This window comes from Streptomyces sp. NBC_00207 (genome assembly GCF_045160965.1).
In the GTDB taxonomy this organism is placed as follows: domain Bacteria; phylum Actinomycetota; class Actinomycetes; order Streptomycetales; family Streptomycetaceae; genus Streptomyces.
Genome location: NZ_CP130715.1, coordinates 8,403,943 through 8,428,886, shown reverse-complemented (window position 1 = coordinate 8,428,886; position 24,944 = coordinate 8,403,943). Strand labels below are relative to the sequence as shown.

The window sequence follows — 24,944 nt, the reverse complement described above, 5'->3', positions numbered from 1 at the left end:
CAGAAGCGGGGTGCGCCACCGCGACACCGCACAGCACGTTTCCGGGTCGGCACCGTCGTCATGATCGTGATCTGCGGACTGGCGACGTGGACAGGTACGCCATCGGCGAGCGCCGCGCCCACGTTTCCGATGTCCCTGACCGTGACGAGTGTCGACGGGGTCGGCGACGATCTCGACGGGATCGGCCGCAGTGACGCCGACTTCTACGCCGGCGTCGAGTTCGCCACGGGCACCATCAACGCCAAGCGGACCGCAGGCAACAGCTTCACGGACCATGTGGACGACGATCCCCACATCACACCGTTCTGGGTGATGTCCGGCCTCGTCGATCCGTTCACCGTGAACGACGTTCCCACCGCGCATCTGACCCTGGCCGTCTGGGATCACGACGACTGCGACGTCCCCTTCTGCACGGACACCGGCGAGCTGGAATCGAACGACGACCGGCTCGACATCAAGTCCGGCGCCGGGGAGACGGTGACCGTGGCCGTCGACCTGCGGAACGGCAGGTGGAGCGGCGACGTCAACTGGCCGACGAACTGCGTCACCGGGGACGGCGGCGAAGCCGTCAAGATCTGCTTCGACATCGGCGTCAACTCCTCCACCGGAGATGCCGACTCCGACGGCCTGCTCGACGGCTGGGAGCACAACGGCTACAACGACAACGGCGACACCACGATCGACGTCGACCTTCCGCGCTTCGGCGCCACGGCCGACCACAAGGACCTCTTCCTGGAGCTCGACTACTCGGGCGGCGAGGCTCCCGAACGCGACGACATCCAGGCGATGAAGGACGCCTTCGCCGACGCGCCGTTCGAGAACATCGACAACACAGACGGCATCCGGCTGCACGTCGACACGGGCAACCTCGTGGACCTCGAAGCCCGCAAGGGCCAGGTCCCCGGCACCTGTACGGACGGCATCGACAACAGCGGGGACGGCCGGACCGACGCCGCCGACCAGGACTGCGACAACGTGGACAGCGGCGATTCCGGTGAGTTCCTCGAGACGAGCGTCGAAGACCCGGCTCCCAACTGCACACCGGCGGACACCGCCAATCCCGACTGCCTCGTCGGCGACGACCTCGGCGGCGGGAACCGGATCCCCGCGCACCTGAACAACTGCGGTCTCGACGCGGCCTTCTACAACGCCAAGAGGGGCGGGGGCGGAGCGTTCCCGACACCCAACTTCAACACGAACCGGCGGATGATCTTCCGCTACGCCATCAGCACGCGAAGCGATCAGGACACCGACGGGGCGGGGCCCGACACCGCCTGCGACGCGGGAGGGGAGGGGGAACTCGGCGGCAACGACTTCGTCGACTACAACCATGACGGTGGGTCCGTCATGCACGAGCTCGGGCACAACCTCGCGCTCGATCACGGCGGCAACGAAGACAAGAACTGCAAGCCGAACTACCTCAGCATCATGGACTACGACGAGCAGTTCGGCATCAGTCGCGCCGGCGGCGGTTCGGTCATCGACTTCTCGCCGCCGCGCATTCAACTGACGGGCGCACGCCCCGGACTGGCACCCGCCCACGGCAGGGCCCCACTGCCCCCGCTGGTGGAGAACGACCTCGACGAGACCGTCGTGCTGGACTCGAGCGACAACGCCAACCTCGCCGTCTTCAAGGACGGGCGGGGCAACCGGCGCACCGGCCCGCTGACCGGCGGCATCGACTGGGACGGGGATTCGAACGACCCGCCGTTCGACACGAACGTGGGGGCGACCAACATCAACACTTCGAGTCCGCCGCCGCCGCTCCCGGCCCCGCCCGCGGTTCCGACCCAGGAGCCGCTGGTCTGCGCGCAGAACATCTCCAACACGGACACGATCACCGGATTCCACGACTGGCTCCGGGTCTCCCTCCCGTTCCGCCAGTTCGGCGACTCGGCGAACGGAGCGGTCAATCCCGAGACCACCAAGCCCCCGACGCTCGCCGACCGGGACGTCATGACGGCGCAGATCAACACGGCGGACGTGAGCGTCGCCATCGCCGACAGCCCCGACCCGGTCGGTGCCGGTGAGCGGTTGAAGCTGACCGTGACCGCGACCAATCACGGGCCGAACCCGGCCCACTCGACCGAGGTGAAGACGACCCTCCCGGACGGTGTCGCCTTCGTCGACTCGAGCGTGCCGTGCGTGCGTTCCGGGCTCGTGGTCACCTGCAACCTCGGCAGCCTGGAGGACGACGCGTCGAGGGCGTTCGACATCCGCGTGGACGTCCCGCCCGGCTTCCTGTACCCCGGCGGACAGCGGTCCATCACCACCAAGGCCGTCGTCGACAACCTGTACGGACCCGATCCGAACCCCGGGAACGACAGCACGTCGGCGGACACCCTCGTCATCACCAAGGCGGACGCCAAGGTCACGGCAGTGGGCACGTCCTCGCCGCTCGAAATCCTGGTCGGACAGTCCGCCCAGGCCACGGTCGACGTGACGGTCGAGAACGGCGGGCCGTCGAGCCCCGTCGACACCGTGCTGGCCGGCACCGCCACCGCCGGCGGGGGAGCCGGCGTGTCACCGGCGACGACCTCGGCGCAACAGATCGCCCTCGCGGTCGGCTCGCCGCGCACCATCAGCCAGACGTTCACCCTGAGCTGCCGGACACCCGGCTACAAGACCATCTCGTTCAACTACGCGATCAGCCTGCGGGATCCGGACGCGGTCGATCCAGACACGGCCAACAACTCCAAGGCCGCGTCGTTCCGCATCGACTGCGTCGTGCCGATCGCCGTCAACGTCCGGCCGCAGGGCTTCCCGAACTCGATCAACCTCAACACCGATGCGACACTGGCCGCGCTGACGACGTCGGCCGGTGAGTACGGGCTCCCGCTCGCCTTCGACGCGACGGCGATCGACGCCCTCTCGGCCCGCTGGGGCCTGCGGGGCAACGTGTTCAACACGGGCACCGTGTCCGGCGCGAGGGAGATTCACAACAGGGGGCACATCGAGCGCTCCTACGAACTGGACGAGACCACCCGCGATGCGGACCTCGACATGGTGATGCACTTCAAGCCCGCAGACAGCGGTTTGACGGCGCAGAGCACCCAGGCTTGTCTGAGGGCGGACTTCCGGGCCGGCAACGGCACGGTCTTCCGCGCCCTCGGCTGCGATTCGGTGCGGGTCAGGCCGTAAGGACCGGCACCGCCGCAGCGGGCGACCGGACGGAGACTGCCAGGGGCACGCCCCTGGCAGTCTCCGTACTCCGGCAGCGGTTCCCCCGCGAGGCGACGGCACGCTCGTCTACGGTGGACCCATGAGGCTGCTGCTGACCTCCGACACCCACGTGCCCGCGCGGGCCCGGCACCTGCCCGAAGACCTGCTGACCGCCGTCGGCGAAGCCGACGTGGTGGTCCACGCCGGGGACTGGACCGACGAGGCAACGCTCGACCTGCTGGAGTCGAGGTCGCGGCGCCTGATCGCCGTGTACGGCAACAACGACGGGCCCGCCCTGCGCGGCAGGCTGCCCGAGGTCGCCCGCGCCGAACTCTGCGGTCTGCGCTTCGCGGTAGTCCACGAGACCGGCCCGGCCGACGGGCGCGAACGGCGCTGCGCCGCACGCTTCCCCGACGCGGACGTCCTGGTGTTCGGCCACAGCCACATCCCGTGGGACTCCACGGCCCCGAGCGGGCTCCGGCTGCTCAACCCCGGCTCTCCGACGGACCGTCGGAGACAGCCCCACCACACCTTCCTGACCCTCACTGTCGCCGACGGCGCCCTGCACGACGTCGTTCTGCACCGGCTGCCCGCGCGCTCCTGAGCCGGGGGCGAATTCCGCCGCCCGGCAACACACGCGCCGGGCAAGCCGAGTTGGGGCGATTGTCCGGCTCGTCCCTGTGTTGCCCCTGCGGGTTTCCTTAGGGGAACCTGAAGAACCCCTCCAACGGGCTCTTTTCGCTGGTCGGCGACCTAGGCTCAGCCGGACTCCCCTCCTCCCCTTCTCCTGTGAGGTGTAACCGTCATGAGCCGCAGCCACACTCCCGAAACGCCGTCCCGCGCCGAGGCGCGACGGAAGAGGACGGTGCGCACGCGCATCGTCCTGTCCGTCACCGCGGCGGCCGCGGCGGTGGCGGTCGGGGTCGCCGTGGCCGACTCCGACGGTGATGCCGGCAGAGACCGGCGGGCCGACGGCGCCGCCGGGGCCTCCGCCGGCACCGCGGGGACCGGTGACGGCGTGGGGGCGGCATCCTCCCCTGCCGACCCCACGCCCACCACCGACGCCACGGCCACGGCGAGCCCGAGCCCGTCCGGCACCCCGGACGCCACCGCCTCCGAGTCCGCCGCTCCGCCGAAGCCCGACACGGAGGAGAGCAGCGCTCCGGCCAAGCCGGCGTCGACCCGGGCCGCCGACCCGACGCGCAAGCCCTCCACGACCACGGGCGGCGGTTCCGGGGGCTCGGGCGGCTCGGGGGGCTCGGGCTCCGGCACCGTCAACGGCGATGCCGAGTCCGCGGTCCTCGCCCTGGTCAACAAGGAGCGGGCCGCCGCCGGGTGCGGCGCACTGAGCATGAACGCCAAGCTGAGCGCCGCCGCACGGACGTACAGCGACACCATGGCCCGGAGCGGCGTCATGTCGCACACCGGCCCCGACGGGTCCACCATGACCAGCCGGGTGGAGGCCGCCGGATACGGGTGGTCCCGCCTGGGCGAGAACATAGCCCGGGGTCAGGCCGACCCCGACGCGGTCATGAAGGCGTGGATGAACAGCTCCGGCCACCGGGCCAACATCCTCAACTGCTCCTTCAAGGAAATCGGCATCGGCGTCCACAAGGGCGACGGCGGCCCGTGGTGGACGCAGGACTTCGGCACCCCGAAGTAGCGAGACCCGGACCGGCGAAGCCCGCGTACCGAACCGGCCACCCCCCACACACGTCCTCCGACCCGTCCCACGGGTCGGAGGACGTCGGCGTTCACCGGCCGGCGGCGGGCCCGTACACGGGGCTCCGGGGCTCTTCGGGGGGAGGCGGTGACGAGCCGGCCGGCGGGTCGGTCACTATGGGGCCGTGCCCCGGATTCCGCGTTACCTGTTCATATGGCTGTCGTGCACGGCCACCAGCGTGACCGCCGTGCTCGCCACGGTCCAGTTCGTGGTCGGCTCGACCAGGCATACGCCCCCGGTCGCGCGGTCCGCCCCGGTGGTCATCGACACGCCTCCGGCCTGGGAGGCGGGGAGCCCCGCTCCGGTCTCACCGTCCCCGTCCGCGAGCCCCTCGCCCACCGTGACGCAGCGCCCGACCCCCTCGGCCGCGACCCCCGCCAAGGCCTCGCCCGGAACTCCCCGGACCACCGCGCCGAAGACCGCCGTCGACTGCGAGGAGGGCGGAGCGGGCCTGCACACCGTCCCCTCCACGGGCGGCAAGGTGACGGTGCGCTACGGCAGCCGGGGTGTGTGCCTGATCTCCGCGATCCCCAGCCGCGGCTTCAAGGCCACCACCGCACAGACCTCGGACGACACCCTCACCGTCACGTTCTCCGGCACCGACCACCGGTCGGTGGTCACGGCGACGATCGTCCCGTCGGCGAAGGCGAGCGTCCGCGAATCCTCGTTCTGACGCCGGTCCGTTTTGCGCGGTTCAGGGTCTTGTACGCCCTCGTGCGCCGCGCTCCGGCGAAGCGGAAGGTGAGCGCTTCCTTAGGGCAACCTCAAGATCGCGCCGAGGCGGTTCCGCAGGCCCTGCCGGGGCCTATGCTCGCGTCAGCCGAGCGGCCCTCGGCGCCGGGGAACCGCACCCGGCGAACCCCCGGGCCGCCGGTTCCGCCGAGCCGGGGGGCCTTCGGCCCTTCCCGCAGTCCGCATCGTGCCTTGGGGTGTCCTCGCCATGACTTCTCGCCTGCTCCGACCCGTTCGCGCCGACCGCCGTACGACGGCGCCCCGCTCCGCCGCGCTCCTGGGGACGCGTCTGCCGCTGGTCGCCGCCGCCGTGGTCGCGGTGGGGCTGACCGCCGCCTGCGGGCCGTCCTCCCAGCCCGCCGGTTCCGCGGCGCCGGCCACGGCCGGACAGTCCGCGGAGGCGGCCCTCCCGTCCGCGTCGGAGTCCGCGACCGCGTCCCCCGAGGCCTCCCCGACCGCCTCGGCCTCGCCGTCCGCCTCCGCGTCCGCCACCGCCTCGCGTGCCGCGTCCGGACCGGCCTCCCCCGCCCGCACGTCGGCCAAGCCGGCCCGTACGTCCGCCGCGCCGGAGCCGGCCCGGATACCCGGACCCGGTTACGACAGTTCGGCCGACGCGCAGAAGCAGATCGAGGCGGCCCTGCGGGCGGCCAAGTCCGACGGACGGGCCGTACTGCTCGACTTCGGCGCGAACTGGTGCGGCAACTGCAAGGCCGCCGACAAGGTGTTCGCCCAGCCGCAGACCGCGGGGATCATCGGGGCCTCGTACCACCTCGTCAAGATCGACATCGGCGGCAACAGCTCCGCCAACTCGGCGCTCCTGCGCAAGTACAGCCCGTCCGGCGGGACGTACACGATGCCCGTGCTGGTCGTCGTCTCCTCCTCCGGCACGGTGCGCACCGACACCCACGTCACGGGCAACCCGTCCCTGACCGCGGACGGCATCAACTCCTTCCTGCGCAAGTGGGCGTCATGAGACGCATGAGGCGATCGGTCCGCAGGGCCGTCGTGGTTCCGGCCGGGGCGGGCCTCGCGGTGGCGGCCGGTCTGCTCCTCGCCGGCCTCGCGACGGACGACGGCGGCGCCGGGGCCCCGGACGGCCGGGCCGGCGTCACCAGGGCCGCCGAGGCCAAGGTCCTGGACCCCGGCGCCCGTCGGGACGCGCCTGTGCTGGCCGGCGACGACCTGGACGGGGAGCCGGTCGGCCTCGCCGGGTTCCGGGGCCAGGTCGTCGTCGTCAACGTCTGGGGTTCCTGGTGCGGCCCCTGCCGGGCTGAGGCCCAGGACCTGGCGCGGCTCAGCAGGGAGACCCCGGCCGAGGAGGTCCGCTTCCTCGGCATCAACACCCGGGACCCGGACCGGACGGCGGCCCGGTCGTTCGTACGCGAGCACGGCCTGGGCTTCCCCAGCCTCCACGACCCCTCCGGGGAACTCCTGCTCCGCTTCCCTCCCGAGCTGCTCAACCCGCAGGCGATCCCCTCGACCCTCGTGATCGACCGCCGCGGACGCATCGCCGTCGCCATCGGCGGCGCCGTCACCGACGAGCAGTTGCGGCCCCTGCTCGCGCGCGTGGTGGAGGAGGAGTCGTGACCGGGGCGGCGCTCGCGTACCGGACGCTCGCCCTCGCGGACGCCCCCTCCCTCGTGAACGGCACGCTGGCGATCGCGGCCCCCGTGGCGTTCGTCGCGGGACTCGTCTCCTTCCTGTCGCCGTGCGTCCTGCCGCTCGTACCCGGCTACCTCAGCTACGTGACCAGCCTGTCGGTCGCCGACCTGGCGGAGGCACGTGGCGGGCGCCGCAGCCGCATGGCGACCGGGGCGCTGCTGTTCGTCCTGGGCTTCACCGCGGTACTCGTCTCCGGAGGCGCCCTGTTCGGCTACTTCGGCCGTACCCTCCTCGCCCACCAGGAGATGGTCACCCAGGTGCTCGGCGTCTTCACCGTGCTGATGGGGCTGTCCTTCATGGGGTTCCTGCCGGGGTTCACCCAGCGGGAGTTCCGCAGCCACCGGCGCCCCGCCCTCGGGCTGGCCGGGGCGCCCGTACTGGGAGCGGTGTTCGCGGTCGGCTGGACCCCGTGCATCGGCCCGACGCTGGCCGCCGTCCAGGCGCTCGCGTGGACCGAGGCGAGCGCGGCCCGCGGCGCCCTGCTGATGGCGGCGTACTGCCTCGGGCTGGGCCTGCCGTTCCTCCTGGCGGCGCTGGCGTTCCGGCGCGCCCTGGGCGCGTTCGGCCTGGTCAAACGCCACTACCCGTGGGTGTTGCGGATCGGCGGCGGCATGCTCGTGCTCGTCGGCGTCCTGCTGGCCACCGGGGTGTGGAACGACCTCGTGTACCGCATGCAGTTGTGGAGCGCGAACTTCAGCACGGCCCTCTAGAGCCGTCGTACGCCTCGAAATCGAAGAACCGGCCCGATCCCGTGATCCGTGATCCGTGACACAGAAGTGCAGAGACACCCATGAACCTTTCCATGCATGTCAGACATTCCCGTAAGGCCCGCATGGCGGCCGCCCTCGTCTCCCTGGCCGCGCTCGCGGCATGCGGCCAGCAGCCCGCCGGGGACTCCGGCGCCGCCGGAACCGCCGCGCCCACGACGCGCTTCACCGAGAACGGGGTCACCGTCACCCTCTCGGTGTCCGACTGGCACGCCTCGAAGGGCACCGTCACCGCGGTCTTCACGCCCGAGCGCAAGGGGTTCCACCTCTACAGCATCGACCTGCCGGCGACCGGCATCGAGGACGTGGGCCGCCCGACCGCGATGGCCGTCTCGGGGGTCCTCAAGGCGGAGGGCAGGCTGAAGGCCGCCCAGGACGTACGGTCCATCAGCGTGCCCGGTGTCGACGCCCCGGTCCCCGTCTACCCCGACGGCCCCGTCACCACCACCCTCCCGGTCCGCGCCGACGGGGACGGGAACGCCACCCTGCTGCTCGGCTACGCGAGCTGCAGCACCCAGGACGGCTGCACCATCCCGGTCTCCGACCGCCCCGTGCAGCTGCGCGTCACCGGTGACGGCCCGACCTTCGACGCCCACTAGGCGCAGGAGCCCCTAAGGTGTGCCCATGCCGAGCGTCCTGGTCGTCGAAGACGACCCCAGCATCCGCCAGTCACTGATCGAGGTCCTGGCGGAGCACGGGTATGCCGTGCGCAGCGCGGGCGACGGGTTCGGCGCCCTGCGCGAGGTCACCCAGTCGCCCGTCGACGCGGTGGTCCTCGACCTGGGACTGCCCGATCTGGACGGAGGAGACGCACTGCGCATGATCCGCGGCATATCCTCCGTTCCCGTACTGGTGGCCACCGCCCGCGACGACGAGACCGAAATCATCAAGCTCCTCAACGCGGGAGCCGACGACTACCTGGTCAAGCCCTTCTCCGGGGGGCAGCTCGTCGCCCGCCTGTCCGCCGTCCTGCGGCGCACGAGCCACGTCCCGCCCACCGGTGCGCAGGCGGGCGCACCGGTGGCACCGGCCGCCGAACCGCTGCGCCCCACCACCGTGGGCGAGCTGGCCGTGGACCCGGGCGCGCGCACCGCGTACCTGGCCGGCCGGGAGCTGCGCCTCACCCGCCGGGAGTTCGACCTGCTGGCGTTCCTCGCCCACCACACCGGCCAGGTCGTCTCCAAGCGCCGCCTGCTGACCGAGGTCTGGCGCGAGCCGTACGTGGACGACCAGACCGTCGACGTGCACCTGTCGTCCCTGCGCCGCAAGCTGGGCGAACGCGCGGCGGCCCCGCGGTACCTGCTGACCGTCCGCGGCGTCGGCATCAAACTGGTGGCGCCGCGTTGAGACGCTCACTGGCCGGAGTGGCGCTCGCCGTGACCTCCATGGTCGCCCTCTCCTTCCTCATACCGCTGGCCGCACTGGTGATGTCGCTCGTCAAGGAGCAGGGCGTCACCGCGGCCGAACAGCGTGCCGCCGCCCTGGCGCCCGTCCTCGCACTGAGCACGGATCCGGCGGCCCTGCGGGAGTCCGCCGCGAGCCTGGACGCCGCCGAGCACCTGGTCGTCCACCTGCCGGACACCGGGCCCCTCGGCAGTTCCAAAGCCCCCGCGGAGCTGCTCGAGCGGGCACAGCAGGGACGCGAGTCCATCTCGCAGGAGGTTCCGCACGGCTGGATCTGTCTGCAGCCCGTGGTGCTTCCCGGGGAGCAGGTCGCCGTCATCGAGAACTTCGTACCGGAGGAGGAACTGACCCGCGGCGTCAAGGAGTCGTGGGCGGTCATGCTCTTCCTCGCCGTGGGGCTGATCGGCGGGTCCGTGCTGGTCGCCGACCGTCTCGGCGCGAAGGTGGTCAGGTCCTCGAAGCGGCTCGCGCAGGCATCGCGCGCCCTCGGCCAGGGCGACCTGGACACCCGTGTGGAGCCGATGGGTCCCAAGGAACTGCGGGAGGCGGGTGTGGCCTTCAACGCCATGGCCCACCGGATGACCGAACTGCTCGCCGTCGAACGCGAACTCGTCGCCGACCTGTCCCACCGGCTGCGCACCCCGCTGACCGCCCTGCACCTGGCATCGGAGCGGATGGCCGGCACACCGGAGTCGGCCAGGGTCGAGGCGGCCGTCGGCGAACTGGAGACGGAACTCCAGGCCATCATCGCCACGGCGCGCACTCCGCTCGCCGTGGGACCCATGGGCCAGGGCATGCTCGCCGCCGAACCTCTCACGGGCGACCGCGCCGCCGGCCCGGGGGCGCCCGGCCCCCGCTGCGAGGCGGCCGACGTCGTCCGCCGCCGCACCGCCTTCTGGGCGGTCCTGGCGGAGCAGCAGCAGCGCTGCTGCTCCCTCGACCTCACCCAGGAACCCACGGCCGTGGGCCTCTCCGAGGACGACGTCGCCGCCGTGGTGGACGCGCTCATCGGCAACATCTTCCGCCACACCGCCTCCGGGACACCCTTCGGCGTCCGCGTCGCGCGTACGGCCCACGCCGTGGAGCTGGTCGTGGAGGACGGCGGGCCGGGCATCCCGGACCCGGACCGGGCCCTCTCGCGGGGGAGCAGCACCGGTTCCACCGGGCTGGGACTCGACATCGCGCAACGGGCCTCGACCGCGACGGGCGGCGCGATGCGGATCACGCGCAGTCCGCTGGGAGGCGCCCACATCACCGTGACGTTCGCGCTCGCCACACCGTCGCCGACGGGGCGGGGGCCGCGTCTCTCCCGCCGCCGTCCGACCTGGCGGGCCACCCGCCGACCGCGGACCTGAGGCCGGGACAGGCTCGCGGCGGCGGGACGGCGGACGGCCGGCGGGTCGGGTCAGGAACGGGTCCAATAGGCGTAGCCCTCCCCGGAGCCCGGCTCGCGGAGCCAGCTGCGGGTCTCGAAGCCGTCCAGGCGGCCGTGGCACACGGCCTCCCGTGACACCGTGACCCCGAAGTGCGCGGCGATCGAGTCGAGCGCCGTACGCAGCCCCTCGGGCATGGTGCGCCCCGCGAAGAGGCCGCCGGGGGTGAGCCCTGCCGGTATCTCCCCGGTCGTCGTCCGCGACTCGCCCCGGACCGTCAGGCCGTAGCGCCGCTCTCCGTTCTCCGCACAGGAGAAGTGGAAGGCCGCGCTGTCTTCGGAACCCCACTGCGGTTCGTACGTCAGCGTCAGGGCCCGCGTGCCGCGGGAGGCCTCCTCGGCGGGTGACCGGAAGCGGGCCTGGGCGGCGTCCATGCCCCGGTCGGAGTGGGCGAAGACCCAGCCGTCGCCCGCCGCGCCGAACCGGGCCACCGTCCGGGCCTCCCACGGCTCTCCGCCCGGTCGCGCCTGCCATGCGTCGCCCACGGTCAGGGCCGGATGGACGGTCGTCGTGTCGTCGGAGCCGAGGCGGCGCGGGACCTCGGACGGCTCCACGCCGGCGATCAGCACGATGCGGAACCCGTGGCGGGATTCCTCCGCGAGCCAGCCCAGACCGTCCTCGGGAGCGGACCCGGCGGGTGCCGGGGAGGCCTTCGCGGCGCCGGGGCCGCGGGGGGTGGCCAGCAGGACGCGGCCGCGCTCCGGGGTGAGGACCGGACCCAGGTACGGGTCCGCCAGGAGGCCGACGGGGGCGATGTGGTCGGCGGACCGGGGGGTCCACTCGGGCACCGCGGCGGCCAGCGTCCGCCAGGCCGCCTCCGGCTCCGCCCGCCGGGCCAGCGCGCGGGCCGTCTCCACGGCCGCCCCGAAGGCCCCGTCCGCCTGGTACCGGAACGTCGCCTCCTCGATCGCCCGCAGGGTCGCGGCGACCGCGGGCCGGTCCTCCTCGGGATACCCCCGCGTGAGCGACTCCTCCCGGTGGGGGCCGTACTGCGGCTGCGCCCGGCAGGTCAGCGGCACCGCCTCGTGGGCGACGTACGGGTCGGCGAGCGAGGCCCCTCCCTCGGCTCCGGTGGCCGTGCCGCACAGCGCGTCGATCTGGTCCCGGAGCCGGGACGCCCTCGGCCGGCCGAACGCCACGGCTTCGGACAGGGTTTCCCGTGCCGCCTCGTGCTCGCCCCGCAGGGCGGCCAGCCGCGCCTGCTCGACATGGTCGTCCAACGCCCGGGTGGTCTCGTTCGCGAAGGCCGGCCGGTCCGAGGCCATGGCGTGGAACTCCCGGTACATGTCCTCCATGAAGTGGCGGAAGGACGGGTGGCGTTCCGGTGGGCTTGCGCGCCACGGCGCCCAGGTGTAGACGGCCCACTCCCCCCGCTCGTCCACGTCCTCCGGATCCAGCAGGACGTCCACCATGTCGGACTCGGTGGCGAGTTGGAGCGAGCGGGACCATGTTCCCGCCTCGCGGACGAGGTCCTCGTCGGCGTCGTCCCCGGCGCTGTCCAGCCAGACATCCCGCATGCCGTGCGGATCTCCGCACCAGTCGAGGTCTTCGCAGCCGGCGAGGCGCCAGACGAAGTTGCCCGCGTGGTGCCAGCCGTCGGTGACCGCGAGGAAGGACCGCAGCGACGGGGGAAGGGTGACGCCGAGACGGGCCTCGGCGGCTTCGATCCCGGTCCCGTCCGCCGCCTCACGGCCCAGCCAGCGGGCCGCACGCCAGTCCTCTGCGCCCGGCAGGCCGTCGTGTTCCGGGTCGTACGCGTCGGCCCACTCCCCGCTCCACCGCTCGAGGAAGGGGCGCCACTCGAATCGCATCATGACGGCGATGTTGGCAGCCCCCACTGACAACGGCCGCGGACCCGGGCCCTGCTCCCCCGGCTCCCGGCTCCCGCCCCGTCACTGCGGGCCCGGACACCGGAACTCCGCTGCCCCGCCTCCTTTGGGCGGGCCGAGCCGGGCCAGTGCCGCGCTCGTCAGGGCACGGATGCCGGCCGGCAGGGCGGTGCGGGCGTCGGGGGCGAAGTCCGGTGCGTGGTTGGCCGGGAGGGCCGCCAGCTTCTCGGCCGCCGTCGTGCCGGGAGCGCGCGACCATGCGGCCGGGCCGACCGTGCCGAGCATCCAGTAGCCGAGCCGGATGCCCCGCTCGCCGTGCACGTCCAGGCCCGCATCGCCGAACAGGGCGAAGTCCTCCGTCGCGAGCGAGGGCGGCCACATCGCCACCCGCTCCGGCCCGAACTCGGCCGCGTGCGCCTCCCGTAGGCCGGCCGTGATCCCCGGATCGGGGTGGGTGACCGGGGAGGCGGAGGTCCGGACGATCTCGGGTTCCCGCGGGCAGGCCGCGGCCGCGCACTCGGCGCGGACGATCCGCTCCACGGCCTCGGCGGCCCGGGCCAGCGAGGCTTCGCTCACCGCCCTGACCGTGAGGGCCAGTTCGGCGCGGTCCGGGATGACGTTCGCCCGGTCGCCGGCCCGGAACGAGCCGACGGTCACCGCCACCTGCTCCGCCGGGGCGGCCTCCCGCGCCACCACCGTCTGCAGCCGGGTCACCACGTGGGCCGCCGCCACCACCGGGTCCACGGCGAGGTGCGGGGCGCCCGCGTGCCCGCCCCGGCCGTGCACGACCACCCGGAAGGTGATGCTGCCGGCCGTCACGGGCCCGTAGGCGTGCGCGACCATCCCGGCCGGCAGCGGCGCGGCGTGCTGGGCCAGTACCTCGTCCGGGCGGCCGCACCGCCGGTAGAGGCCGTCGGCCAGCATCGCCCGGGCCCCTTCGAGGGTCTCCTCGGCCGGCTGCCCCACCACCAGGAGGGTGCCGCGCCAGGCCTGTGGCGCCCCGGCCAGCAGCGCGGCCGCGCCCGCCGCCGCGGCCAGGTGCAGATCGTGCCCGCAGGCGTGGGCCGCCTCGCCGTCGGCCGCGTACGGCAGCCCGCTCGTCTCCCGTACGGGCAGGGCGTCGAGTTCGGCCCGCAGCAGGACCGTGGGGCCGTCGCCGTTGCGCAGCACCCCGGCGACGCCGTGTCCGCCGATGCCGCGCGTGGTCGCGTAGCCCGCCGACTCCAGCCGCCCGGCGAAACGGTCCGCCGTGCGCCGCTCCGCCCCGGACAGCTCGGGATCCCGGTGCAGTTCCAGGTAGAACGTCGTCATGTCGCGCAGGTGCGCGTCCAGTCGGGCGAGCGGGGCGGGTGCGTGGCCGGTCATCCCGCCATGATCGGCCGGCGGGGCGGGATCGGGTACTGCAAGGCGCTGACACCTCGTGTCAGCGGAGTGTCAGCGGTCCGACGGGTCCGCTGCAGGCGGCACCGGCTCTGATGGGGGCAGGCACGGCACAGCCCGGTGCCGGCCCCCGCGCAGAAGGAGTCATCATGGAGAAGTCGCCGCTCGCCTCGCTCGCGGACGAGATCCTGGAGCTGGAGTCCGAGACCTTCGAGATCTCCGACTACTCGGATGCCAGCGAGGTCGTGCTCGCCGGTTCCACGAGCTGCAGCTCCACCTCGACGTGTTCCTCGACCACCAGCACCACCTCCTGCTCCGCCTGACCCGTCGGGCAGCGGACACCCGGATGCCCCGGCCCTCGCCCGTGCGAGGACCGGGGCATCCGCCCGTGTGCGGGAGCTACGGGAAGGGGTGCGGGACCCTGCGGATGTCGGCCTCGGTGAGGTCGGCCTCCCGCAGCCCCGCGCGCCGCGGCGCGCTCCGCAGGCGCGGCAGGTACGGGGCCCGCTGCCGGGACCACCCGAAGTCGATCGGCAGCAGCCCCGGCACCACCGCGCAGACCGTGTGCAGCCCGATCCGCCGCTGTTCCGGGGTGGTCTGGTCGACGACGATCACGTCGTGCCCCGCCCGTACCAACTCGTCCACGACGCACAGCAGGTCGTCGCGCAGATCGCCGGTGCGCGGCCGGCCGTGCTCCGTCCAGGACCCGTACACGTCGTCCATCGCGCGCACGGCCACCGGTTCCCGGTAGGGCCGTACGTGCTCCGCCATGGCCGGCAGCCCGTACAGCTGGGCGTGGTCCTTCAGGTGCAGGACGCGGCTGAAGTCCGTGGCCATCGCCTCCAGTTCGCCGCGCCGCTCCTCGACCTGGCGGGGCAGGTGCGGAATGTACGTGAGCACCTCCGACAGGGCCGCCTCCACGGCCGTCGCGGGGTCGAGCGCGGCTCCGGCGCCGAAGGAGAACAGCCCCGGGCCGCCGTCGCGCCGCACCGCCAGCCCGGTCACCACGGGCACGGCCAGGTCGATGCGGTTGTCGAAGGCGTGCACGTCGTACCCCTGGAGCGCCGCCCGGTCGGCCATCGTGCGCACCGCCGTTCCCGGCACCGTCGCCAGGTCGATCCCGGTCAGCGGCAATCCGGCGTACCAGGCGATCAGGAACGCGTCCCGTTCGACGAGTTCGAGCAGCGCGCCCAGCAGCGCCTCCTCCGGGCAGCTGCCGATGGCGCAGCCGTTGGAGCACTCGAAGACGAAGTTGTCGGCGGCGAGCCCGGCGCTGTAGTGCACCAGCCGGGCCGGGACCAGGACGGGGCGGTCGTCGCGCAGCGAGTGCCCGTACACCCACGGGATCGGCCGCTGCGGGTCGAAGGGGGAGACGAGCGGGTCGTCGCGGTAGGTCCCGGGGGCGTAGAAGCCGCACTCGGCCGGGTCGAGCGCGCGCTCGCCCAGCTCCGCGTACGAGGCGGTGAGCAGGCTGTTCCCGGTGCGGCGGTGCGTTCCGGCGTACCGTTCCAGCCCCTCCAGGTACGCGAGGTCGCGGCTGGCGGTGAAGCTGTTGGCCTGCCCGCTCCAGGTGACGTCCGTGAGTCCCGCGTACCCGCGCATGAAGACGCTCCCCGCGACCGGGGCGGTGGTCGGCGAGGTGACGTTGAGCCAGGTGCCGCCGCCGAGCACCCCCGTCACCGGGTTCGCCAGCGCCGCGTACGGCATCGGGTACGAGGACGCGGCCCGCAGCCGCTGCGCGCCCGGGTCGGGCTTGGGCCGGGACGCGGGCGCGAAGGGCCGGGGGGTGTCGGTGCCCCGGGGGCCGCAGTCCGGGCACAGCGGGTCGGCCAGCAGCGGGTACGTGCGGATCCGCAGCGTCTCCAGGTCCAGCCGGGACACCTGGGGCAGGGTCCGGTCGGCGGACTCCCCCGCGGGTGCCCCGGCCCGGCCGCCGTGGACGGCCTCGTGCAGCGCGTACACGGCGTCGTGCGCGTACGGGGACAGCCGCGGCCACTCGGGGCCGGCGGGCGTGCCCGTCCCCAGGCCGGTCTCCAGCGCGTCGCGTTCGCTCCGGCTGCGCAGCCGCTGGCGCCGCATGGCCAGGCACTGGCCGCACGCCGGTGCGGTGCCGTCACCGCCCCACGGGCCGACGAGCACCTCGCGCGCCGTGAGGTGCACGCTCGCGCCGGGCCGGACCGCCGCGAAGGGATCGGCGGAGCGCGGCCCCAGGGCGTCGTGGACGCCCAGGGTCACCACGACGGCGCCGAGCGGCTCCAGCGCCCGGGCGAGGTCCCGCCTCGCCGCCTCCAGGGGCGTCCCGTCGGGGGCGAGCGGACGTGCGGAGGTCGTCGTCATGTCCGGTTGCTCCAGCGGAAGGTCTTCAGCCCGATCGCGCCGAACAGGAGGGCGAAGCCGAGGAGGGCCGCCCATCCGGTCCAGACGGCGGTGAGGGGGCCTGTGCCGGTGAGCGCGCCGGTCGCCGCGTCGTTGAGGTAGCGCAGCGGCAGCACGCGCGAGACCGACCGGAGCCACGACGGCATCATGTCGAGCGGCAGGAACGAGCCGGAGAGGAACGCCATCGGCACCATCAGGCAGTTGGCGATGGCGGCCACGGCCTCCGGGGTGTTCGCGTACGTGCCGACGATCACGCCGATCGCGAGGAACGCCGTGATCCCGAGGACCAGGGCGGGCAGCACCAGCGGCCACCGCCCGTCCAGGACCAGCCCGAAACCGGGGAGCATCGCCACGGCGACGAACACCGCGGCCTGCACCACGCCCACGGCCAGGGCCAGCACGTACCGCGAGGCGAGCACGGTGGTCAGCGGGGTCGGCGTCAGCCGGATCAGCCGCAGCAGGTCGTCGCGCCGCCACTGCATCAGCGTGAACGCGATGCCGAAGACGGCCGCGTTGGCGACGCCCCACGACATCACCCCGGGCGCGATGTACGAGATGTAGGGGCGGCCGGTCTCCTCGACGTCCTGCCCGCTGAAGATCAGGCCGAAGACGACCAGGAAGAGCAGCGGGAAGGCGAAGGTGAAGAAGAGGGTGGCCTTGTCCCGGACCTGCGCCCGGTAGCCGGCGGCGGTCAGGGCCGTGTATGCGCTCATGCCTGGTGCTCCGTCTGCGTGTGGGGGCCTGCCTGGGGGCCGATCCGGGGGTCGGGGTGTGCTGCGGCGCCGGTGAGTTCGAGGTAGACGTCCTCCAGCGTGGCCGTACGGGTCATCACCCCGTCCAGCCCGGTGAGCGCGTCCACGGCCTGGAGCACCCTGCCCGGCGCGGTGGTCTCCAGGACCAGGGAGCCGCCCTGGAGGACGGCCCGGTCCACGCCGGGCAGCGCCGCGGCCTCGTCGACGCCGATCCGGCCCACCGGCAGCAGCAGGCGCGACGGCGCACCGGCCGCGGCGACCAGCCGGTGCGGCGAGTCGAGGGCGGCGATCCGGCCGCCGACGAGGATCGCGACGCGGTCGCACAACGCCTCGGCCTCGTCGAGGTGATGGGTCGTGTAGACGATGGTGCGGCCCTCGCTCTTGAGGGCGCGCAACACCTCCCAGAGATCGCGGCGGGCCTGCGGGTCCAGGGCGGCCGTCGGCTCGTCCAGGAAGATCAGCTCCGGGCTGTGGACGAGGGCGGAGGCGATGGCCAGGCGCTGGCGCTGGCCGCCGGAGAGGTTCTCCACCATGACGTCACGCTGCTCGGTGAGCCCGACGCTCTCCAGCGTGCGGTCGGCGGCCGCGGGGTCGCAGCGGTAGAGACCGGCGACCGTGACGAGGTGCTCGCGCGCGCTCTGCCGTACGAAGAAGGCCGAGGCCTGGGTCTGCACGCCCATCAGGGGCAGCAGGGCGGTGTTGCGGGGCCAGGGGCTCTGGCCGAGGACGCGGACCGTGCCGTCGTCGGCCTGCCGCAGCCCCTCCATGATCTCTATGAGGGTGGTCTTGCCCGCCCCGTTGGGGCCGAGCAGCCCGAAGAACTCGCCGCGGCGCACGTCGAGGGACACCCCGTCCACCGCCCTGCGGTCGCCGTAGCGTTTGTGTACGTCCTGGACGGCGATGGCCGGGGAGTCGGGCGGCTGGGTGCTGTCAGTTGTCATGGGTCGTGCGTCCCTCTGTGTCGGTCGTGGCTGTCGTGGCTGTCGGGTCTGATTTCGGGCCGGACCCCTCGGCCGGAGGTCCTTTCGGTGGTGGTCCGGGTCGTGGGGTCAGGTGGTGACGGCGTACCAGAGGGCGCCCGTGAGGCCGGCCGCCAGCAGCAGGACGAGCACGGCGGAACCGATGCCGTATCCGAGGTAGAGCCGGCGGGCCCTCGGCGGGTACGCGGCGGCGGCCGCCCGGTCGCGCATCCGCAGACGCAGGTACCCCGAACTGGCGGGCGCCAGCCGTGTCACGCGCAGGCCGTGGCCGAGCATCGTGTACCCGTCCAGCGGTGGCAGCGGGATCAGGTTCACGAGTGCCTGCACGCTGCCGGCGAGCAGGAGCGCGGCGAGCACCCGCCGGGTGGGGTCGCCCCCGGGCAGCAGCGCCCACCAGCCGAAGAACGGCAGCAGGAACAGCAGGTTGGCGAAGGCACCCGCGGAGGCGACCGCCACCTGGTGCCGACGCCGTTCCAGGAAGCGGTAGTTGTCCACGGTGCAGTACATGATGGCGGCGGGCAGCCGCCACCGCAGTCCGATCTCGCCCACGGTGCCGCCGACATGGCGGGCCGCGACGCCGTGCGCGAACTCGTGCAGGGCCGTGCTCAGCCACATGAGCGTGGCCACCGCCGCCAGGGCTGCCGGATGGCGCAGCAACCACCCGAAGGAACCGGCGAGTTCACCGAACGACGCCGCCAGTACGGCCTCCATGGCGAGGCAGCCCAGGAGCAGGGGGCCGAGGAGCACGGGGTGCAGCAGCGGGCGCAGTGCGCGGTGCAGCCGGGCCGTGGTGGCGTCGGCGTCCGCGACCAGGCGCAGCGTGCCGCGGAGCAGCGTGCCCTGCAGGGGTCTGCCGGGTGGCGCGGGTGCGGGCGGCGGCGGGCCGCCCACGAGCAGCCGGCGGGTGCCGAGGAGGGCCAGCAGCTGCTGCCAGTTGCCCTCGCCGAGGCGCCGCCCGAAGGCGTGTCCGTACTCGGTGCCGATCTCGGCCAGGCTGCGGGAGCCGTCCAGCCGCGAGACGAGGAAGAACTCCTTGGGCCCGATCTCGAACGAGGCGCCGGACAGCGGGTCCTTGACCAGGTGGACGGTGGCCGGTCCGTCGAGCAGCGGGGCGGACAGCAGGATTTCGGGCCGCAGGGCGGGCCGGTGTTCCAGCAGCCCGGCCGGGCCCGGCGCGGGGGTGGGTGCGGGGCCGGTCACGGGGCGACCGCCGCGCCCTCGGTCCGGCCTCCGGTGCCGCTGTCGCTCTCGCGCAGTACCCGGCCCAGCAGGTGCGCCAGGTACGCCTCGTCGCGGATGGTGACGTGCAGCCGGTTGTTGGTCATGTGCATGTACGGGGACAGGAGCAGCGGCAGGGCCGCGGCGGGATCCGTCACCTGCTCGTCGCAGGTGCCGTCCCACGAGCGGAAGACCAGGTCCCCGCCGACGGCGAGCGTCTCGGCGCGCTCGCGCAGCTCCCGGCAGTGCTCCGCCCACCCGGCGAGGAAGGCCGGCAGCCGGCCGGTCTCTCCGGAGGCGAGCGCCTCGCGCACGGCGGTGAAGCGGCGGCCGAGCCCGGGCGCGGTCTGCTCGTAGGTCCGGTCGTACTCCTCGGAGCCGATGAACCCGGTACCGGGAAAGGCCTGGTGCCAGAAGGCGTAGTACCGGTCGAGGTATCCCGTGAGTTCCTCGCGCTCCGGCAGGAAGACGCCCGCCATGACCATCATCAGCTGGGCGGAGGTGCCGAGCAGGACGGTCCGCAGGTGCAGGTTCATCCGGTGCAGGGCGTCGATGACCAGATCGCTGGAGCGGGCGAAATGCCATTCGGCGAGTTCGACGCCTGCCGGGCCGCCGTACTTTCCGAATTCGGGCTCGTACGGTTCCCGGGAGTACGAATTGTTCGGCCGCAGGTTCATCCGGCCGTCGGGGCCCATGAATGCGGCCCGGTCGCCCTCCGGGAACTCGATGTCGAACAGCGTGTTGTAGAACTCGTTGAGGAATCCGGAGTCGACTTCGTACAGCGCCGGCCGGGCCTTGAGGAACGCGGCGACCGCCTCCTCGGCGCGCCGCCGCACCTCGGGCCCTGCCTCGGGGGTGGCCGGCCGCAGCCTCAGTCGTACGTGCGGCCCCTCCAGCCAGTAGTTGATGAAGAAGTGCCCGGCGAGCAGCCCGTCGGCGGTGAGACCGGCGATCAGCGGCCGGACGCACTGCACCAGCAGGGGCTGCGGGTTGGCGGCGTAGAAGATGTGCAGGGCCTGCCAGGCGCCGCGGGTCCCGTCGTGTGCGCCGGGGGTGGACGGGGTCAGCTCGGACATCGCGTGCCGCCTTCCTGGTCTCGGATGGTCGTGGTGAAGGTTTCGACGGCCAGTTCGGCGACGTGGGCGCCGCGTGCGGAGTGCACGTGCAGGCCGTCGGGGCCGGGGAGCATCTCGCGGAAGACGACCCGGTACGCCGGATCGCGCAGCAGCGTCTCGAAGGCCGCGAGCGAGAGGAGGCTCGCGAAGTCCACGTACTGCGGCTTGGCCCCGGCGGCCGAGGGGCCTGCCGAGACGGTCGCGAACACCTGCTCCGGCAGGCCGTGGGCGCGGCGCCAGCGCTGCCAGTCGAGGAAGTGCGCCGCCTCCCGGGCCCCCTGGACGGGCAGGTGACCCGCCGTGGTGGTCCAGCTGCGCCGGCTGAGCACGACGTCGCCGTGCACCACCCGGGGCCGGGCGGTCACGTGGTCGTGCGCGGCTCCCTCGGGCACGCCGGCCCACACCTCCAGCGGCGACATCGACGACGGGGACAGCAGGAGGAGCGTGCGGGGGATCGCGGGCAGCGCGAGCGGCACCAGGTATCCGAGGTACACGGGGATCACCTGGCAGCCCAGCCGCCGCGACCGCAGCACCACCCTGCCTGTCTCCGGCACGTGCTCGGCGTACAGGTCGTCGAGGTGGAGCCGGCGCTCCGGCGGGAGCGTGCCGCTCTCGCCGGGGCAGACGATCTCGTAGTCGGTCAGCCGGCCGTGGAGGTTGAGATTGGTGGTGGCCGGGCCGCCGGTGACCTCGGCGAGGACCGCGCCGGGCGGGGTGATCCGGCTTGCCGTGGCCCGGAGTTCCGCGGAGAAGCCGGAGTCCGTCCCGCCCGGCCCGTCGTTCACGTGCGTGAACCGGCTGAAGGGGAAGGACAGTCCGCCGTACGAACGGTTCAGCACGGTCAGCGGGGTGCCGTCGGCGGGATCGGCGGCGAGCTGGAGGTGGTGGCAGCGGGGCGCGAAGTCGACTGTCACCGGGTCGAGTTCATCCGAGACCGCCGTCAGGTCCGCCTCGTCGAGACGAAGGACGCCGGCGCCCTCGTACGCCGCCCAGGCCTGCCTCATCCGGCCGGTGAACGCCCGGCGCGCCGCGTCCAGGGCCCGGATGCCCGGCAGGCCCAGCCAGTTCTCCTCCGGCACGTACCGGCCGTCTTCGTCGAAGGGCTTGCGGCGCGCGGTGAACGACAGGTACTGGTCGAAGAAGTCCTCGTGGAAGTCGTGCACCAGCCCCAGCAGGTCCTCGCAGCGTCCGCCTGCCCCGTACCGCGCGGTGAAGAAGCCCTCGAAGGTGATCCGCTGGGCCAGTGTGAGGTCGAAGGCGGGCAGGATCCGCTCGACCGCGCGCAGCGCCGCCCAGTCCGGGGGCGGGCAGGGCAGCTCGCGGCCCGCGCTCACGTCCTCGTACAGCAGGGTCTGCGGCAGGGCCGCGTCCGGTGCGCCGAGTTCCTCCTGGACCCGGTGCAGGCCGGCGCGCAGCGCCCTCAGCAGCCCGGCCCGCTCCGCGTGCCCGGCCGCGGGGTAGGCGGCCAGGGCTGCCGCGGGTGCTTCGAGCAGGGCGGCGAGCCGGTCGGCCCAGGGCCGCTCCAGCGCGGTCAGCGACTGCTGGAAGGACCGCAGCGGGTCGCCGCTGTGCACTTCGGTGTCCAGGCAGGGCACGCGCACCATGCCGAGCTGGAGGAGGGCGCGGACGTATGCCTCGCAGTCGGCGGGGTCGGCGGCGTGCTCGGCGGCGAGCCAGTCGGCCAGCTCCTGGTGCCGCAGCTCGGGGCGTTCGGCGAACAGGCCGAGGAGGCGGTCGAGGGTGCCGCTGCGGCGCAGGAAGAACAGCCGGTCCTTGACCGCGTCGAAGGTGACGGCGGCCGCGTCGTCGCCCGCGGTGACCGAGCGCCGCACGTAGCGGATCCGGTCGTCCTCGTGGCCCCAGCCCGAGGCCGGGCGCAGCGGAAGGTCCCGGCGGCGGACGGGATCGGCCAGGATCAGCTCCGCGATCCGGGCGAGGACGACGACGTTGAGGCGGACGTGGCTGGTCCATGCGTCGGCCACCCGCACGCCGTCCGCTCCGACACGATCCGCTCCGCGGCCGTCCGCTCCCACCCGGTCCGTCCCGGCACCGCCTGCTCCGGCAGGGTCCGTGAAGCGGCCGGTCGCCACCGCGGTGAAGGTGCTGAACGGGCTGGTCTTGCAGGCCGTGCGGTACACGTACGAAAGGACCGCCCGCTCGGCCTTGCGGGCCCGCCCGGTCGGCACGCCCTCGGTACGCGCGTAGCCGTCCAGCTGGCCCTCGAGCACCGGAGAGGCCAGCAGCAGGCCGAGGCGCAGCCGGTCGTCGGCCACCAGCTCCCGCAGTGCGGCCCGGTTGCGGGCCAGGTCCGCGGTGAGCACCAGCGGGCCTTCGGCCAGCAGCTTGTCGAGCAGCCGGCGCCGGTGCAGCCAGCCGGCCAACCGCTCGGCGGAGGCCTCGTCCACGGCCGCGACGGCCTCCACTGCCGTCTCCGTCGAGGCGTCCGGACGGGCCGGCAGCCGGCCGTTGTGGATCTGGCGGCGCAGCCGCAGGAGTGCGCGGCGCCGGACCGCGCCCGGGCCGTCCGGAGCCGGGTCGGTGGCCCCGACGGCTGCGTGGAGGAGGTCGCCGAGCCGCGCGGCGCCCGCGTTCAGCGCCGCTTCGGCCGTGAGGACGTCCTCGGCCCAGCGGCGGGTGTCCGCGGCGCGCAGGGCGTCGACCGCGGCCAGCGGCAGCCCCGCGACCCGCAGCATGAAGCGGTCGCCCGCGTGCCACTCGGTGGTGTTCATGGTCCCGCTCCCTTCAGGCTATTTCGTGGCGGAAGTCGGCCGGCCGCGGGCGCTCGTGGCCCAGCAGCATGATCAGCAGGGGTGCCTCGTCGGTTCCGGTCAGCCCCAACTCCTCGATGTACGCGATGTTGTCGAAGCCGAGCGCGACGCCGGCGCCCAGGCCGAGGGCCGCGGCGGTGGTGTAGAAGGTCTGCGCGACGGCGCCGATGGTGCCGCCGACGAGGCGGTAGCCGCGGTCGCCCACGGTGTCCAGGACCGCCGTGGTGCGGACCGTCGGGACGAGCACCGCGCCGGCCTGTTCCAGGTTGTAGTTGGAGAGGAAGTAGTTGCGCTGGAGGAAGGGGCCCGGCGGGCCCGGTTTCACCAGGCGCAGGGTGTGCGCGGCGGGATCGTAGGCGTACGCGCCGGGGGCGATGCCCTCGACGTGGTTGACGAACGCGTACAGCGAGGTGAGCGGGGGGCCGTCCGGGCGTTCGGCCTCCGTGCCGTACCGGGTGGCCGCGCAGTCGGCCAGTACGGCGGCGAACGGGTCGGACGCGACCGGCCGGGAGGCGTCGAAGCGGCCGAAGCTGCTGCGGCGTTCGCGCAGGGCCCGCCCGGTGTCGGCCGGCGGCGCGAGGGGAGGCGGCAGCGGCAGCGGGTCGGCGCCCCGCGGCGGGAGCGCGGCGGCCCGGTCCAGCAGGCCCTGTGCCGGGCGGTCGGCGGCCCGCCCGGCGGTGGCGTCGTGGATGCGCAGCAGCGTCTCGAACACGATGACCTGCCGGGAGCGTTCGACGTCCCGGTGGCGGACGGCGGCGTCCGCGGCGCCGGCTGTACCGGGCACCGGCAGGCTCTCCCCCGGCACCGCCGTGCTGTCACCCGGCGCCGTCGTGCTTTCACCCGGCGCCGTCCCGTCTTTCCAGGTCAGCGGCACGACCGCAAAGACGCCCTCCTCCTCGGGCACCACGCCCAGCAGCCGGGCCAGCCGCTCCTCGTCGAACCACAGCACCGGGTCGATCCGCAGCCCGTACTGCGCCGCCCACAGGCGCCAGGTCTGCACCAGTGCGCCCACGTCCATGCTCACGGCGTGGAAGGAGAAGCTGTTGTACTTGAAGGCGTTCTGCCAGTACTTGACGCTGAGGACGAGGTACTGCGTGGCCTGCGCAGCCGCGCCCGCCCCGGCGCCGAGGGCCTCCCTGACCTGCCCGGTGACATCGCCCGTCAGCAGGCGTCGCAGCCCGTGCTGGTGCGGCGCGTAGTGGTAGAGCCCCGGTGTCAGCGGCCCACCCGGCCCGGCCGCCCAGTGGATACCCACCGGGTAGAGCCCGCCGCCCGAGGCGGTGCCCCGCGACCAGTTGGCGTGCGTGTAGTGCGGCAGCGCGGCCAGGTCGGTGTTGGCCTGGACCGCGAGACGCCGTCCGGTCAGCCCGTACGAGTCCCTGAGCAGCCCGGACAGCAGCGGCAGGGTGAACCCCGCCGCGGGCCGCTGCGCCACTGCGTCCGGCATCTCGGCGGGCGTCTCGGCCGGCAGCGGGAGCGTTTCGGCGTACGGGTGGAACTTGGCCTTGCGGGGCCGGTCGGCCCAGTCGGGCACGAAGTCGACGGGCTCCATCGGTACCCGGCCGCGGTGCATGATCGCGTGGGCGTAGACATGGGCGTAGCCCATGGGTCCTCCTACGTTCGGGTGGGACGCCGGTGGCGGC

Annotated in this window: 20 protein-coding genes; 11 read left to right on the top strand and 9 right to left on the bottom strand. The window is 73.5% G+C overall.

The genetic code is table 11. From position 1 onward, the window contains the following. Positions 1–129 precede the first annotated feature (129 nt). From OG472_RS38995 to OG472_RS38950, 10 genes are all read left to right on the top strand, one after another. Complete coding sequence (locus tag OG472_RS38995; RefSeq protein ID WP_405942767.1) at positions 130–3,141, top strand: hypothetical protein; 3,012 nt, start codon at positions 130–132, stop codon at positions 3,139–3,141. A gap of 121 nt (positions 3,142–3,262) precedes the next feature. Beyond that, positions 3,263–3,766 carry a metallophosphoesterase family protein gene (locus OG472_RS38990; protein ID WP_401610475.1) on the top strand — a complete coding sequence of 168 codons (504 nt, stop codon included), beginning with the start codon at positions 3,263–3,265 and terminating at the stop codon, positions 3,764–3,766. Between the two features lie 201 nt (positions 3,767–3,967). Next, positions 3,968–4,825: a CAP domain-containing protein gene (locus OG472_RS38985; RefSeq protein ID WP_405942766.1), complete on the top strand. Its 858-nt coding sequence runs from the start codon at positions 3,968–3,970 to the stop codon at positions 4,823–4,825. Positions 4,826–5,009: 184 nt separating this feature from the next. Further along, positions 5,010–5,558, top strand: a complete 549-nt coding sequence (locus tag OG472_RS38980) for a hypothetical protein (RefSeq protein WP_405942765.1) — start codon at positions 5,010–5,012, stop codon at positions 5,556–5,558. A 267-nt stretch (positions 5,559–5,825) separates the two neighbouring features. Next, positions 5,826–6,590, top strand: coding sequence for a thioredoxin family protein (locus OG472_RS38975; protein WP_405942764.1), 765 nt, complete (start codon positions 5,826–5,828; stop codon positions 6,588–6,590). Positions 6,591–6,595: 5 nt separating this feature from the next. After that, positions 6,596–7,204 carry a TlpA family protein disulfide reductase gene (locus OG472_RS38970; protein ID WP_405833841.1) on the top strand — a complete coding sequence of 203 codons (609 nt, stop codon included), beginning with the start codon at positions 6,596–6,598 and terminating at the stop codon, positions 7,202–7,204. Continuing rightward, positions 7,201–7,989 carry a cytochrome c biogenesis CcdA family protein gene (locus OG472_RS38965; RefSeq protein ID WP_401610470.1) on the top strand — a complete coding sequence of 263 codons (789 nt, stop codon included), beginning with the start codon at positions 7,201–7,203 and terminating at the stop codon, positions 7,987–7,989. The genes OG472_RS38970 and OG472_RS38965 overlap by 4 nt, the downstream gene beginning before the upstream one ends. A 92-nt stretch (positions 7,990–8,081) precedes the next feature. Beyond that, positions 8,082–8,645 (top strand): hypothetical protein, encoded by a 564-nt coding sequence (locus tag OG472_RS38960; protein WP_405833839.1) that lies wholly within the window; start codon positions 8,082–8,084, stop codon positions 8,643–8,645. Positions 8,646–8,670: 25 nt separating this feature from the next. Continuing rightward, a complete protein-coding gene (locus tag OG472_RS38955) occupies positions 8,671–9,393 on the top strand; it encodes a response regulator transcription factor (protein WP_401610466.1) in 723 nt (240 codons plus the stop codon). Beyond that, positions 9,390–10,805 carry an ATP-binding protein gene (locus OG472_RS38950; RefSeq protein ID WP_401610464.1) on the top strand — a complete coding sequence of 472 codons (1,416 nt, stop codon included), beginning with the start codon at positions 9,390–9,392 and terminating at the stop codon, positions 10,803–10,805. The genes OG472_RS38955 and OG472_RS38950 overlap by 4 nt, the downstream gene beginning before the upstream one ends. Positions 10,806–10,855: 50 nt before the next feature. Here the strand turns inward: OG472_RS38950 and OG472_RS38945 are convergent, their stop codons facing one another. Together OG472_RS38945 and OG472_RS38940 are read right to left on the bottom strand one after the other, a co-directional pair. After that, a complete protein-coding gene (locus OG472_RS38945) occupies positions 10,856–12,697 on the bottom strand; it encodes an SMI1/KNR4 family protein (RefSeq protein ID WP_405942763.1) in 1,842 nt (613 codons plus the stop codon). A gap of 78 nt (positions 12,698–12,775) precedes the next feature. After that, the gene (locus OG472_RS38940; protein WP_405942762.1) at positions 12,776–14,077 is read right to left on the bottom strand and encodes an amidohydrolase; all 1,302 of its coding nucleotides are present in this window, start codon (positions 14,075–14,077) and stop codon (positions 12,776–12,778) included. 164 nt (positions 14,078–14,241) lie between these two features. On the opposite strand from OG472_RS38940, the gene OG472_RS38935 reads away from it, so the two are divergent. Continuing rightward, a complete protein-coding gene (locus OG472_RS38935; RefSeq protein ID WP_007268044.1) occupies positions 14,242–14,415 on the top strand; it encodes a thiazolylpeptide-type bacteriocin in 174 nt (57 codons plus the stop codon). A gap of 76 nt (positions 14,416–14,491) precedes the next feature. Here the strand turns inward: OG472_RS38935 and OG472_RS38930 are convergent, their stop codons facing one another. From OG472_RS38930 to OG472_RS38900, 7 genes are all read right to left on the bottom strand, one after another. Further along, entirely contained in the window at positions 14,492–16,429 is a 1,938-nt protein-coding gene (locus OG472_RS38930; protein ID WP_405942761.1) for a TOMM precursor leader peptide-binding protein, read from the bottom strand. Further along, positions 16,426–17,181: an ABC transporter permease gene (locus tag OG472_RS38925; protein WP_401610457.1), complete on the bottom strand. Its 756-nt coding sequence runs from the start codon at positions 17,179–17,181 to the stop codon at positions 16,426–16,428. Before OG472_RS38925 ends, OG472_RS38930 begins: the two co-directional genes overlap by 4 nt. Then, positions 17,178–18,161, bottom strand: a complete 984-nt coding sequence (locus OG472_RS38920) for an ABC transporter ATP-binding protein (RefSeq protein WP_401610455.1) — start codon at positions 18,159–18,161, stop codon at positions 17,178–17,180. Before OG472_RS38920 ends, OG472_RS38925 begins: the two co-directional genes overlap by 4 nt. 108 nt (positions 18,162–18,269) lie before the next feature. Then, positions 18,270–19,400, bottom strand: coding sequence for a peptidase M50 (locus tag OG472_RS38915; protein WP_405942760.1), 1,131 nt, complete (start codon positions 19,398–19,400; stop codon positions 18,270–18,272). Further along, positions 19,397–20,494, bottom strand: a complete 1,098-nt coding sequence (locus OG472_RS38910; protein ID WP_401610451.1) for a lantibiotic dehydratase C-terminal domain-containing protein — start codon at positions 20,492–20,494, stop codon at positions 19,397–19,399. Before OG472_RS38910 ends, OG472_RS38915 begins: the two co-directional genes overlap by 4 nt. Beyond that, positions 20,482–23,262 carry a lantibiotic dehydratase gene (locus OG472_RS38905; protein ID WP_405942759.1) on the bottom strand — a complete coding sequence of 927 codons (2,781 nt, stop codon included), beginning with the start codon at positions 23,260–23,262 and terminating at the stop codon, positions 20,482–20,484. Before OG472_RS38905 ends, OG472_RS38910 begins: the two co-directional genes overlap by 13 nt. 13 nt (positions 23,263–23,275) lie before the next feature. After that, on the bottom strand, positions 23,276–24,907 hold the full coding sequence (locus OG472_RS38900; protein WP_405942758.1) for a SagB family peptide dehydrogenase: 1,632 nt from the start codon (positions 24,905–24,907) through the stop codon (positions 23,276–23,278). Positions 24,908–24,944: the final 37 nt, after the last annotated feature.